This is a genomic window from Synechococcus sp. CC9616 (genome assembly GCF_000515235.1).
In the GTDB taxonomy this organism is placed as follows: Bacteria; Cyanobacteriota; Cyanobacteriia; order PCC-6307; family Cyanobiaceae; genus Parasynechococcus.
The window spans coordinates 515,712-529,275 of record NZ_KI911558.1 but is presented as its reverse complement, the minus strand read 5'-3'; the positions used below and the strand labels follow the sequence as shown (position 1 = coordinate 529,275).

The 13,564-nt window shown below is 57.9% G+C and carries 9 protein-coding genes; 4 read left to right on the top strand and 5 right to left on the bottom strand.

From position 1 onward, the window contains the following. The first annotated feature begins 98 nt into the window (after nt 1–98). From SYN9616_RS0103190 to SYN9616_RS15070, 4 genes are all read left to right on the top strand, one after another. Complete coding sequence (locus SYN9616_RS0103190) at nt 99–980, top strand: DUF692 domain-containing protein (RefSeq protein WP_028951833.1); 882 nt, start codon at nt 99–101, stop codon at nt 978–980. Further along, the gene (locus SYN9616_RS0103185) at nt 977–1,828 is read left to right on the top strand and encodes a DNA-binding domain-containing protein (protein WP_028951832.1); all 852 of its coding nucleotides are present in this window, start codon (nt 977–979) and stop codon (nt 1,826–1,828) included. The genes SYN9616_RS0103190 and SYN9616_RS0103185 overlap by 4 nt, the downstream gene beginning before the upstream one ends. Nucleotides 1,829–1,957: 129 nt before the next feature. After that, nucleotides 1,958–6,595: a multicopper oxidase family protein gene (locus tag SYN9616_RS15075; RefSeq protein ID WP_051410926.1), complete on the top strand. Its 4,638-nt coding sequence runs from the start codon at nt 1,958–1,960 to the stop codon at nt 6,593–6,595. A 197-nt stretch (nt 6,596–6,792) separates the two neighbouring features. After that, complete coding sequence (locus tag SYN9616_RS15070) at nt 6,793–7,719, top strand: phosphatidate cytidylyltransferase (protein ID WP_037990626.1); 927 nt, start codon at nt 6,793–6,795, stop codon at nt 7,717–7,719. Here the strand turns inward: SYN9616_RS15070 and SYN9616_RS0103170 are convergent. The 5 genes from SYN9616_RS0103170 to rimI form a co-directional block, all read right to left on the bottom strand. Further along, entirely contained in the window at nt 7,709–8,335 is a 627-nt protein-coding gene (locus SYN9616_RS0103170; protein ID WP_028951831.1) for a DUF2993 domain-containing protein, read from the bottom strand. The two genes, SYN9616_RS15070 and SYN9616_RS0103170, sit on opposite strands and share 11 nt — an antisense overlap. After that, the gene (locus SYN9616_RS0103165; protein WP_028951830.1) at nt 8,332–9,225 is read right to left on the bottom strand and encodes an alpha/beta fold hydrolase; all 894 of its coding nucleotides are present in this window, start codon (nt 9,223–9,225) and stop codon (nt 8,332–8,334) included. Before SYN9616_RS0103165 ends, SYN9616_RS0103170 begins: the two co-directional genes overlap by 4 nt. Continuing rightward, a complete protein-coding gene (locus SYN9616_RS0103160; protein ID WP_028951829.1) occupies nt 9,222–10,337 on the bottom strand; it encodes an iron-containing alcohol dehydrogenase family protein in 1,116 nt (371 codons plus the stop codon). Before SYN9616_RS0103160 ends, SYN9616_RS0103165 begins: the two co-directional genes overlap by 4 nt. Continuing rightward, nucleotides 10,337–12,907 (bottom strand): ATP-dependent Clp protease ATP-binding subunit, encoded by a 2,571-nt coding sequence (locus tag SYN9616_RS0103155; protein WP_028951828.1) that lies wholly within the window; start codon nt 12,905–12,907, stop codon nt 10,337–10,339. The genes SYN9616_RS0103160 and SYN9616_RS0103155 overlap by 1 nt, the downstream gene beginning before the upstream one ends. Nucleotides 12,908–13,085: 178 nt before the next feature. Beyond that, nucleotides 13,086–13,556, bottom strand: coding sequence for a ribosomal protein S18-alanine N-acetyltransferase (gene rimI / locus SYN9616_RS0103150; protein WP_071991501.1), 471 nt, complete (start codon nt 13,554–13,556; stop codon nt 13,086–13,088). Between the last annotated feature and the right edge of the window lie 8 nt (nt 13,557–13,564).

Below are 13,564 nucleotides of genomic sequence, written 5' to 3'. Positions count from 1 at the left end.
TGCCGGCAGGGCGAAATGCATCAAAGAAAGGCTTTAAATCACCTCTTCAAATCGATGTGATGTCACTACGTTGACAACAGTGATCCAGATGTGATGCCATGAGCGCGACGGCAGGACTCAAACCTCTGTCGACGAGGCTGAATCGCGCCTCAGCCGGATTGAACCTCTGCCACGACAATGCCTCGACGTTGTTCAAGCAACGCCCTGAGCTGGACTGCCTGCAGATCCATCCGGAACACCTGATTCAGGAAGCGGGTGGCACCTACCGGGAGCAGCTGGATGAGCTGCGCCGGGAATACAGCGTGGTGCTTCATGGCTACGGACTGTCGCTGGGGTCATCCGGACCACTCGACAAGCAGTATCTGCTCCTTGTGCGTCAGCTGCTCAGGGAGCATCCCGAGGCTGTCTTCTCCGATTACCTCTCTTGGAGTTCCCTCTCCCAACATCATTTCCACGTTCTGCTCCCCCTGATTCAGAACGGGGAAACCGTTGAATACCTGGCGGAAAGAATCGAAGAGGCACAGGACGTGATCGGCTCTCCAATCCTCTTGGAGAACATCAGCAGCTACATGCGCTTCAGGGATTCCGACATGTCGGAGATCGAATTCATTAATGCCATCACGGAGCGTTGTGGCTGCTATGTGCGTCTGAACGTCAACAACTTCTGGATCAATTCGAAAAACTTCCATGAGGATCCATGGAAAGAGCTTTCACAGCTCAGGGGAGACAGCGTGCGGGGTTTCCACTTGGAGGGTTGCGCTACGGAAGCGATGGGGAACGGACTGATTCAGATCGACTACCGCAAAGAGGCGATCCATCAAGAGGTCTGGGACCTCTACCAACAATCGCTCACCCATTTCGGCGCCTGGCCCACCATCGTTGAATGGGACAACGATGCACCATCGCTCGAGCGGGCGATGGATCAGGTTCAGCTCGTCAACAAATTCCTGCGTCCATACACGTTCGAGAAAGCGCAATGAGATCACCACAAATCGTGCGGTTGCAGCAGCAGTTCCTGGCGAGCCTCCACAGCGAGCCAAGGTCGTGGCTTCTGGATCAGATCATTCCCGCTCCGGCCTTCAGGGACAGCCAGGAGGTCTTGAAGATCTATCTGCATCGCGCCATGGCACGCACGGTGGATCCGCTTAACCAGGTGTTCCATTCAGTTCGCTGGATGATGGGAGCTGAACACTTTGAAGAACTGCTTGAGCGCTTCTACGCCGATTCACTCGGCGAACCTCTCAACGCGGAGGCGTTATCGACGGAATTTGTCAGTTATCTGGGATCTCTGGAAGAAGAAGACTGGGTTCGCATGGCGGATCGCGTGAGCCTGAACAGTGCGTGCGGCTTCACGGCGTCGATGGCGCTGGTTGCAGCAGCATTGCTTGATTGGCGATGCCACTGGGTCTCCCTGATCGCACACCGCTCCTACGAATCCACAGAGCTTCTCCAGAAGAAGCTGCATCAGCGTTCATCGATCTGGCAGCGACCAACACTCAATCCAACCTCAAAGCAATGCGTCAGTGGTGTGGATCTCGTCAGCCTGAACGAGTGGGTTGAGCAGAACGTTGACCCCAAAGAGGTGCCGTACACCGCGAATGGCCCAGCCACGTTTCTGATCTATGCCGATCAGGACCACAAACCCAAAGTGCGCTTGCTGAATGGCGATGAAGCCCGCCTGATCAATCACTGCGATGGGACCCACACAATTGCGTCCCTTTGCCACGAAGCGGAGTACTTCGGCCGCAGCCATCAGCAAACCCGGGAGTTGATCAGCACTTTGATCAACGATGGCGTGATCCGCGGGCTCAACGATGGGTTGAACTGAGAAGGCAACAAGGATGCTTTCAGTGGTTTCAGGGCTAGCACATCAGACAACCTGGAACAAAAAAGAAAGCATCAAGACTCTCTAGATGCTATGGCTAGCTTTCTGGGATCTTGTGAATAAGGACGCTTCATGGCAACGAATTATGTGGTGGGCAGCCTTTTCCCCCGCAAGCCTGATGGAAGCCCCAATGTTGTTTATTCGTCTGACCTGAAGATCAAAGGATCAGGCAGCAATATCACCGTTAAATCAAAAAACAAGTCTGAGAAAAATCAAAAAAACCTCCTGGAAACAGATCTGGAGATCACCACCGATCCGGTTCTGATTCCAGGAGTCAACAACTTCCTCAGTAAATGGTTCATCCCACAAATCACATCGGTTTATACCGATGATCCTGATTCCGAAGTCGAAGAAGATGATGCCGCTCTCGAAGAGATCGGTGTAGAGGCTGACTATGCAACCAGCGGGCCCGACACGGAAGAAACCGTGGGCAATGTGGCGCCCGGTGGAGGCGGTGGACGCGTTCGCGGTTCCGGCGGTGGTGGTGGTGGTGGTGGCGGCGGAGGTGGTGGTGACACCAGCTCCTACGGCATCGACCCCTACATCGACATCAGCTCGATCTTCGGAGGTGTGGTGTCTCGCGCCAATACGAAGTGGACGAGCAATCAGCGAAATCAGACGATGAAATCGCTGAAGATGCTGGGTTACGGAGGCCCTGGATTCAAGAATTACGCCACAAACGACGACTATTGGAATACTGACGGCGCCAGCACAGACGACGATCTGTTGACGGCGATCAATATCCTTTCGAACTATGATCCTGAATCTGTCTGGGCAAAATATAACCCTGAGGCACCAAATGCCAATGTCATCAACTCAGACTTTGATGCTGATGCGCTGCTTCAGAACGTCAACGGAGAGGAAAATCCTAATCTTTGGTACCCATCACTTCTCTACACCTACGGCGTCAAGGGAGAGGGACCGAGTTATCCAGGACCGGTGCTGATGGTTGAACCGGGCGATCAGGTTCGCCTGAACTTCAGCAACGACATCCGGATCGCGGACCTGGATGACGAACAGACAGATAAGGCGACACTCGTCCAGAACAGCACTCCAGGAAATACAGCCAGCGACGGACTCGGAGGCACTACATCAACCAATTTCCACCTGCACGGCTCCCACACGAATCCAAGCGGATTCGGCGACAACGTCGTCTCGCGCTTCACCACAGGCCAGGACTGGACCACGATCATCGATCTGCCGGCTGATCACGGACAAGGGTCGTACTGGTATCACCCCCACTACCACCCTTCGGTAAATCAGCAGGTGTATGGAGGCCTGACTGGTTTCATGCAGATCGGGGATCCGCTGAGCAACATCCCTGCCTTCAAGGACGTCCCCAGAAATCTGGCGTTGCTGAAGACCATGGACCTCGGGGTCAACAGCGAGACCGGCGATCTATTGCTGGCGGGATTCGATGGCTATGGCGGCCCGTTCCTCGGCAACAGCATGACGATGGTGACCGTGAATGGAGAATTTCAACCCGAAGCCGAAGTCAAGGAAGGTGGCTGGCAATCACTCACCCTGAACAATCAGACGCAACAGGCTTTTTACAACGTCACCCTGATTCATACCGATGATGACGGCAACAAAACCACACTTCCGATCTACGCTTATGGAGAAGATGGACACCAATATCCGCAAATCAGGCAGGCAATCGGCGCACTGAATTCGTCTGTCCCGACAGAAGAAGATGGTGTCACTTGCAATATTGAAGGTGCACCCGATCCTTGCTACGAGACACTATACGAAACCCATGAAAATGTGGTGACGATGTCACCCGGAAAGCGGATGGACCTGATGGTTTATCTGCCGGAAGGAACAACAGAGGTGGCCACAAAGTATTTCTTTACCAATTCAGATGGAAATATAGGAATCACCGACAACATGGGTGGTTACCCCGAACTCACCAGCGAGACCGTTGATAACGGTTTGGGTGCCACTGGTGGGCAAAGTGCTGGCCCGATGGCCACATTCAAGGTTAAAAACGGAACGGCTCTGCCCAGCCAGAAGAAACTTGACAAACAGATCGAAGAGGCCAACGCAGGTATTCAGATTCAGAAGATCAAGCCGAGCACCAAGCCGGAGGATTACGAAGACGGCCAGGTGCCAAGTGTCAATCTATTTCAGAAAAAGAAGGGCGAATATAAATGGAAACCACTTCGTCACAGACGATTCAACTATTCAAAGGAAGCACTGGTTGGTCCTGAGGATGAATGGGATATTCCCACGCAGCAGCTTGTTGGTGAATACAACGCAGAAAACGCGGACGACCCCTACGAGCGTTATGAAGCCACGACTGTCTTCACAGAAGATGGCGAACGTTACTTTGGCTATGAAAAACCATTCCTGATCAACGATCACGTCTTCCCCAACGGCAATCTGACGATTGCTCAATTGGGAACAATGGAGGAGTGGGTTAACCGAAACTGGAGCGTCGCATTTGGAACATCAAATAAATATATCGGCCATCCTTTCCACATTCACATCAACGACTATCAAGTTAAAAACAGTGATACCGAGCTGTTGAACAAGCGAAGTCTCGAAGATGTAACGATGCTCAATTCTTCGGGATACAAATACTACGACACCGACGCCTCGAAGGTGATCGAGTTGGAGCCATATCAAGGCAGCCTGCACACGATCAAGGAAGCGATGGATCCCGACACGGTCGGCGATCTCAACACGCACGGCGCCAACGATCAGACCGTACGGATGCTGTTCCAGGATTACCTCGGGACGTACGTCTACCACTGCCACATCCTTCCCCATGAAGACGCGGGAATGATGCAGGTGATCACGGTGGTGGAAAACACCGATTCCAGCTGGCTTGCCCCGGCGGAGCGGGACAACTACCTCACCCAAGACGGCACCATCACCCTGCGACTCGCTCAGGACTTCAGCACCTACAGCCTCACCCCTGAAAACGACGGTGCGCCGGTGACACGGATGGTGGCTGGAGACATCACCAATGACTTCACCCAGGACATCGTGCTGAGTAAGCCGTCCGCCGCTACCGAGACGTCCGGCCAGGTGGAGCTGTATGACGGCGCTGCATTGCTTGCCAACACAACAGAGCTGCTGAGCAGTCTCACTCCCTACGACTCCATTCTTGCGCCTTATGCCTTTGCAGAGGACTTCGATGGCGATGGCAGTCGCGATCTGGTGACCGCTGGATTCGAGGGCGCCAGCTCTTCGGACGTGAATCTCAAGAAACTGACGATCAATGCCTGGAGCGGATCAGACGACAGCAGCACCTGGACGGAGGAATACAGCTTCCGACCGTTCAAGGACATCGACGTCATGGCGCATGGCGACGGTGTTCACGGTCACCCAGTCGACAACCTTCAGGACGACCAGGTGAGCGTTGCCATGGCCGACATGAACCTGGACAACTTCCAGGACGTAGCGATCAGCTATGCCATTGAGGGAGGCATTCGCGTCCTCGTCCTTGATGGTGCAGCCATGTCGCTGCAGCATCAGACCGGCAGCTTCGAAGGCGGATATTTCCCTGATGAGAATGTTCTGGCTGACGCATTGATCCTCGATTCGTCACTGAACGATCTATCCGAGATCGTGCTGACAGCAGGATTCAGCAGTTACGCCCAGAGCGCCCTTGAAGATCTGCTGATCACGACGAAGTCAACAGGTGACAAGCGCAAGCACGTCTTTACCACCCAGCTGCAGGCCGGCCATTTCATTGCCACTTCAGAGCCGAGTAGCGATGAAGACAGCGACAGCTCCCATGCCGGTCATGGAGCCACGGTGGTCACCGAGTACGACGACAGTGTCGTCAACCTGCGCAATAACTCGATGCCTCTGTCGATTTCCGATAAGCAGCACTACAGCAAGGAAAATGGCAAAGCTCCAACGCCCACCATTGCCGGCGTCTTCGGCAATGGGGCGATGCTTGTCGACAAACATCTGGTGATCTCTCAGGGGGCCACCCAGGGGGATTACTCCTACGGCAATACTTCAAGCAGCAACAACGTCTTCAACACCTCCCAGGAGCTCACGTTCAACCTGCACAAGATCAACAGCGTGACCAAGCAAAAGAACAAAGGTGTTCTCGGCGAAAGTCTGGACACCACCTTCAAGGGCAAGCAGGTCACGGCGAGGGCAAACACGGTGACGTTGCTGTATCAGGCCTATGCCAACACCACGGCAGATGCAGCCCATTCGGCAACAGCAGCTGGTTATGCGCTCGGCGAGGGCGTTGACATCGAAGAACTGGCCTACGACCTCCAGGGTGCTCATGCCGAGCCCATCATCGACAGCTACGGGGGTTCATTGGATGAGCTCTCGGTGAAGGACATCGTCACTGGAGCCTTCAACAATCTCTACGGCCGTGACCCCAGCAAGAGCGAGATCAATGAATGGAAGGACGCCGTCAGCGGCGGCCTCGATCAGACCCTTCTCCCAGCTCAGATTCTGCTCGACACAGATGGGGACGACATCTATCGAACCGCATTGATGTCTGCAACGAACCAATGGAATCAGGCCCAATGGGGCACGGCTGCCAATCTGCTCGGGTCCTTCGGCCAGGGACTGAAGAGTAGTGAGAAGCGCTTCGATTCGATCACAGAGCCGCTGGCCGACATCGGCGTGCTCAGCAGCTGGGAGGAAGCCCAGGAGGAATTCGACGACTACACCGCATCAGCCTTAAAGGAGCTGGTGGGAACACCGATCTCCAAATCGGGATTCTTCTGATTTCTGGTTCTGCTCCCCTACTGAGCTCTGGGCCTGATTGTCGACATCAGGCCCGATTTCATCTCCACTGGCGACGCCGACTCAGTCGCCGATCACCCTGTTCCTCCTAGATGGAAGAAGCAGGATCGGCGAGCTGACGTGACGCCATTGGTACGCTGCACCACCAAGGGTCTTTCAGCACCTCCCAAAGGAAACTTTTGATCAGCGAGGTCACCGCAGCAACACCGAACCTCACACCAAGAACCGGCTCTCTCCGCAAACGCTTAATCAGTGGCGCAGCAGCGGGTGGTTTCGGCCTCGTTGTGGTGGGCCTGGGGGGCTGGTGGTTCACGCTCGCCGTTGGGGTGATCGTGCACCTCGGCCTTCTGGAGTTCTTCCGCATGGCCCAGTTCAAGGGCATGCGACCTGCCACCAAAACCACCCTGGTGGCCTGTCAGCTTTTGCTGCTCAGCACCCAGTGGACCGTCCAGGGAGGACTGCCTGACGTGATTCCTCAGGCGGTTCTCCCCCTGTCGGGGGCGGCCATCTGCGCCTGGTTGCTGCTGCAGCCGGTCACCGGGTCGATTGCGGACATCGCCGCGTCAATCTTTGGCATGTTTTATCTGGGGTTTCTGCCGAGCCACTGGTTGCAACTACGCAACCTGAATGCACCGCAACTGGCCCCGAGCCTGGCGTCGCTGCCGGACACTTGGGGTTGGCTGAGCAGCGGCCTGGCGATCACCCTCTCGGCCTGTCTGATGATCGTCGCCAGCGACATCGGCTCCTGGGCATTCGGGATGTGCTGCGGACGCCGCCCGCTCTCATCGATCTCGCCTGGGAAAACGGTGGAGGGAGCCATCGGTGGTTTTGCCTGCGCCATGGCAGTCGGGCTGATCAGCGGGCGACTGCTGGGCTGGCCCCTGGCGGGGCTACCGGGTTTGCTGCTGGGAGCACTGGTGGCCTTGATCAGCCTGGTGGGGGATCTCACCGAATCGATGATGAAACGCGATGCCGGCCTGAAGGATTCCGGGGATGTGCTGCCTGGCCATGGCGGCATCCTGGATCGCATCGACAGCTACCTGTTCACCCCCGCTGTGATTTATTACGCAATCACCCTGGCCCTGCCGCTGCTGCCTAAGGGGTGACGCGGGCACGCCCATTCAGATGCAGGATTCCTGCCTGCAGCTCTGCCTGCTCGATCTGGATTCCTTCGTCCATCGGCAACAAGGTGGTGTGGTCGTCATCGATGGGCTGGATCGCCACGGTGCCCTGAGCAGCACGCAGTCGGAACCGACGTCGTGCCGGATCCTTGTGGGCAACCACTGGGACCCTGAGCTCCATCTGGTCGTTGTCAATCAGCAAACCACCAAGGGGCGTCAGTCCCATCAGCTGCTCAGCCAACCAGTCTCCGAGCCAGCGCCAAGGTTCCGAGAGCAACGCCTCATTGAGACCACGACCAGTGATCGTGACTTCACCTTGAACATCAAAAAACTGCTGAAGCACAACACCCCCAGGGGTGAGATGCACCTGGATCGGTCCACTGCGCAGGTCCGCGAGTTGCAATGGCAGGCCGCGGAAGCGCACCTCACGGGCAGTGAGCTTGACACCCTCCAGCTTGCCCTGCAGCAAGCCAAGGCCTGAGCCCTGCAGCTCCAGCTGCAGATCGCCGATGCTCTCGCAGGAACTGCGAATCCACAGCTTCAGTCCACTGGCGATCAGCTGCAGCACTGGCCCACTGCGAGGCGAGGGGAGCACACTCATGAAGTCAGCAGGGTGAGTGCACGATCAACCACCCGCTGCGGATGATCGAGATGCGGCAGGTGCCCACAAGCTTCGAAGGTCTCCACCGGCGCCTCCAGGAGATCCAACACAGCCTGTTTCAACGGCGGCCGCAGAATACGATCCTCAGCCCCCCAGATCACATGCAGGGGCTGACTCGGCAGCGGTGACCCACAACCGGCAAAACCGCCGCTGCGGGCGAAGGCGGCCAGGGCGTCAGCCCAGCCGGGAACCTGCAAGTGAAGCGAAGCGATCTGCTCTTCTGGCGGACCGACGGACGCCGCTGGATCGGCGAATGCCTGCTTGCACAACCCCCTGCGCACCCCTGGCCTGGACAGAAACCAGACGCCAAGGCGATCAAGCAGGGGCGGTAACGGCATCGGGCGACCGCTGAGACCGGCGGGAGCCAGGAGCAACAGCGAACCAATGCGTGCGGGATGGCGCCTGGCCAGTTCCACCGCCACCGCACCGCCCATCGAGGCACCGATCACTGCAACGGTTTGATCCGCAGCGGTTTGATCGGGGCGCGATTGATCAGCCGTCAAGCGCGACAACAGGGCATCAAGATGGCGCAACACCGATTCGGGCCCATAAACAACGCCCTTTGGACGAGGCGTGAAACCGAAGCCGAAGAGATCGGGGATGAACAGCTGCACGTGCGGTGCCAGCAAGGGCGCAATGCGACGGAATTCCAGAAAGCTGCTGTCGAAACCGTGCAACAACAACACTGGCGGGCCCTCCCCGAGCACGGCGACAGGGAAGGGGTCATCGCTCCCCAGGCCCGGTAGATCCCACCACTGCACGCCATCCACCAGAGCCCGTGCCTGGGGATCCAGCAGCTCAGGGTTGAGCTGATCCAGCAGAGTGTTCAAGAGTGAACGGGGATCGGTTCAGCCGCCCCCACCAACGCCTCGAGCAGAGCTCCAGGTGAGACGGAAAAGGGCAAATGGTGCAGATCAGAGCCCTCGCGGCAGGCAAAGTCGCAAACCGACTGGAGATCGCTGAGGCTGGCCTCCGCCAGACCGAGATCCGCCAGGCTCACCGGAAGTCCCAGCTGTTGAAGCAGAGGCAGCAGCTGGCGATGGGCCTGAGCCGCGAGGCGGTTGTCACCAAGACGATCCTCGAGCCGAAGCTGAACAAGAATTCCAAAGCCCACTTTCTCGCCATGGAGCACGGCACGGGCCGCCGCAAGCTGGGTGAGACCGTTGTGCACGGCATGGGCTGCCACCGTGCGACAACGGGCTCCGCCAAGGCCACCCATCACGCCGGCGGTGAGAGCGCAGGCTTCTGCAACACGAACCCAGGAATCTCCCGAGGGATCGCGCATTGCCTCAACGCTGTCGATCAGGAGCTGATCCCGCAGCACCCGGGCCATCTGCACGGCTTGCTGCACCAGCCCGTCCTCACTGCTGGCACTGCTCACCGCAGCCTCATACCACTTGGCAAGGGCATCGGCGATGCCACTGGCCAGCGTGTGAGGGGGAGCCTGTCGTACCAGGGCGTGATCGAACACCAGAAGATCGGGACAGCGCGGCAGTGCCACATCCCGCTGAAAGGCACCATCCGGGGAATAGAGATTGGCCAGTGCGGTCCAGCCAGCGCAGGTGGCAGCGCTGAGGGGAACCGTGATGCAGGGAAGATTGAGGCGGTTGGCCAGCAGCTTCCCCGCGTCGAGCACCTTGCCACCACCGGCGGCAATCACCGCATCACAGGGACGTTCAGGGCTGTCCGACATATCGAGAACCAACCGTTGAAGGTCCTCTTCACAGCAATCGGAGTGGAGCTGGGCTGAACGGGGTGAGAGGCCAGCGCGCTGGAGGTCTTCAAACAGCTGTCTGCGAAACAGTTCTGTTTGACTGCTGCGGCCGAGCAAAAGGGGTACCTGACTGAGAGAAGCGATCTGTGGCAGAGCCTGCACCCAGGCACCCTCTCCCCTCAGCACCGCGGCAGGCGCGATGGCGTGGGCAGAGATGGGTGCGGACATCAGACGCTGGCGCCTGCGAGCTGGGGAGTGGCCTCCGCACGACCTTTGTGGCGCACGACAACCTTCTTGTTCTCGTCTACATCCACTTCGGCGTGATCGCCATCTTTGACGCGACCGGAGAGAACCTCCTCTGCCAGGGAATCCTCAAGGAGACGCATCACGGCCCGACGCAGAGGACGAGCTCCGTAGGCGGGGTTGTACCCCTCCTCGACCAGACGCTCCTTGAAGGCACTGGACACCGTCAGGGTGATGCCCTTGTCGCCCATGCGACCGAACACCTCCTTGAGCATGATCTCAGCGATCTCCTTCACCTCATCGCGGCTGAGCTGACGGAACACGATGATTTCGTCGAGACGGTTGAGGAACTCAGGACGGAAATACTGCTTGAGCTCCTCATTCACCAGCGAGCGAATGCGGGTGTACTGAGAATCTTCGGGACTTTCTCCAGAGAATTCGAAACCAAGGCCACCACCGCCTTTCTCGATCACCTTCGAACCGATGTTCGAGGTCATGATCACCAGGGTGTTCTTGAAATCGACCGTGCGGCCTTTGGAATCGGTGAGGCGTCCGTCCTCAAGAAGCTGCAGCAGCAGGTTGAACACATCGGGATGCGCTTTCTCGATCTCGTCGAACAGCACCACGGTGTAGGGACGACGGCGAACGGCTTCGGTGAGCTGACCACCCTCGTTGAAGCCCACGTAGCCCGGAGGCGAACCGATCAACTTGCTGACCGTGTGGCGCTCCATAAATTCCGACATGTCGAGGCGGATCATCGCCTCTTCGCTGCCGAAGAAATAAGCCGCCAACGCTTTGGTGAGTTCGGTCTTACCGACACCGGTGGGGCCGGAGAAAATGAAGCTGGCGATCGGGCGATTGGGGTTCTTAAGGCCAACGCGGGCACGGCGCAGGGCCTTGGAGACTGCCTTCACTGCTTCGTCTTGACCAATCAGCCGTTGGTGCAGGGTCTCCTCCATGTTCAGCAGCTTCACCGATTCGCTTTCAGTGAGCTTCTGGACCGGCACTCCCGTCCAGGAGGCGACGATCTGGGCGATGTCTTCCTCGTTCACCAATGGCGTGGACTCACCGCCATCGGCCAGGACTGCCGGGGTCGCCTCAGTTGACGCCGGCTCTGCTTCCGCAGCCGGTTCTTCGGTGATTGTCTCGAGCGGGGTCTGGCTACGGCTGTTCTGCAGCAGAGTCCGGATCTGCTCACGCAGCTCAACCTCCTTCTCGCGGAGTTCACCGGCCTTCGTGAAATCCTGATCGCGAACAGCAGTTTCCTTCTGCTTCTGTACCGCCCGCAGTTCCTTGTCCACCTCCTTGGCAGCCGGAGGCAGCTTGGAATTGAGCAGGCGCACCCGGGAGCCGGCTTCATCGATCAAATCGATGGCTTTGTCGGGCAGGAAGCGGTCGGAAATGTAGCGATCGCCAAGGGTGGCGGCTGCAACCAAGGCGTCGTCAGTGATTTTGAGTCGGTGATGCTGCTCGTAGCGCTCCCGCAATCCCTTGAGGATTTCGATCGTGTCATCGATGGAGGGCTCGCCGACAGTCACTGGCTGGAAGCGACGTTCCAGAGCCGCATCCCGCTCGATGTGCTTTCGATATTCATCGAGAGTTGTGGCACCGATGCACTGAAGCTCGCCTCGGGCCAGGGCCGGCTTGAGGATGTTGGCGGCATCGATGGCACCTTCGGCTGCGCCGGCTCCGATCAGGGTGTGAACTTCGTCGATCACCAGGATCACGTTCCCGGCCGACTTGATCTCCTCCATGATCTTTTTGAGGCGCTCCTCAAATTCACCCCGGTATTTGGTGCCTGCAACAAGCAGTCCGATGTCGAGGGTGAGAACCCGTTTGTCTTCAAGGATGTCCGGAATTTCACCCTGTTGAATCCGCTGAGCGAGCCCCTCGGCGATGGCTGTTTTGCCCACACCAGGCTCACCGATCAGAACTGGATTGTTCTTGGTGCGGCGACCGAGGATCTGGATGACTCGATCAATCTCGTTATGACGCCCCACCACGGGGTCCAGCTTGGCCTCACTGGCCATCTGGGTGAGATTGCTGCCGAATTCATCAAGCGTGGGGGTTTTGGTGGAACCCTTGGCACCACCGCCACCGCCCCCAGCGGTGACCTCCGCTGTTTCTCCCAGCATGCGGATCACCTGGGTGCGCACTTTGGCTAGATCGACACCGAGGTTTTCGAGCACACGGGCTGCCACACCTTCGCCTTCGCGGATCAGGCCAAGCAAAAGGTGCTCTGTACCGATGTAGTTATGACCAAGCTGACGAGCCTCCTCAAGGGACAGCTCAAGGACCCGTTTGGCTCGCGGTGTGAACGGAATCTCAACCGCTACGAAGCCAGAGCCTCGACCAATAATCTTCTCAACCTCAACCCGGGCGTCCTTGAGGTTCACTCCCATGGACTTGAGAACCTTGGCGGCAACACCTGTGCCTTCACCGATCAATCCGAGCAGGATTTGCTCAGTTCCCACGAAGTTGTGACCAAGACGCCGTGCCTCTTCCTGGGCAAGCATGATCACCTTGATGGCCTTCTCGGTAAACCGTTCAAACATCGTTTAGGCCGATGTGGAGTGGCACCAAGCTATCAGGGGTTAGCGCCTCGCGCGACTGTTCGGTTGGTTCGGTCACTTTCCAGTCTCCATCTGGGCTGGAACGGCCAGTAATTAACAACGAGCGCGCCAAAATGTGACGTGATTTCTATTGACGGTAGAGGGAAAACCGAACCCCTGATCAATCACACCGCCCTGTTCCAGGCGGCAACTCCAACCATTGGATCAGGGCATCGCGACCGTCGCTGTAGTAACGGCTGCGGCAGCCAGCGGTCTTGAATCCTTCTGCGGCGTACAAAGCGCGAGCAGCTGCGTTGTCCGCTGCCACCTCCAGGGTGGCTCGACGCGCCCCCTGCTGCTGAGCACGCGTCAGCAACGCCCGCAGCAACCGTCCTCCACAACCGATCTGTCGATGGTCTGGATCCACGGCCAGAGCCGTGATCTGCAACTCATCAACCACCAGCCAGCCGCAGACGAAGCCTCGCAGCTCAGCTTCGTTCACCAAACCAAGACAGATCCGGTTTGGTTCCGCCAGCTCCCGCTGCCATTGGGCTTCGCTCCAGAAACCATCCAGGGCGCGCCGGTCCAGGGCCAAGCAGGCCGCCAACCAGGACGAATCAAGACACAGCAACCGCAAGCTTGAGCCGTTCACGACCGAGG

Bases quoted from the DNA above. Each gene is read 5' to 3' on its own strand.
- SYN9616_RS0103190 (WP_028951833.1), top strand. From the start codon at position 99: ATGAGCGCGACGGCAGGACTCAAACCTCTGTCGACGAGGCTGAATCGC.
- SYN9616_RS0103185 (WP_028951832.1), top strand. From the start codon at position 977: ATGAGATCACCACAAATCGTGCGGTTGCAGCAGCAGTTCCTGGCGAGC.
- SYN9616_RS15075 (WP_051410926.1), top strand. From the start codon at position 1,958: ATGGCAACGAATTATGTGGTGGGCAGCCTTTTCCCCCGCAAGCCTGAT.
- SYN9616_RS0103170 (WP_028951831.1), bottom strand. From the start codon at position 8,335: ATGAGTGTGCTCCCCTCGCCTCGCAGTGGGCCAGTGCTGCAGCTGATC.
- SYN9616_RS0103160 (WP_028951829.1), bottom strand. From the start codon at position 10,337: ATGTCCGCACCCATCTCTGCCCACGCCATCGCGCCTGCCGCGGTGCTG.
- SYN9616_RS0103155 (WP_028951828.1), bottom strand. From the start codon at position 12,907: ATGTTTGAACGGTTTACCGAGAAGGCCATCAAGGTGATCATGCTTGCC.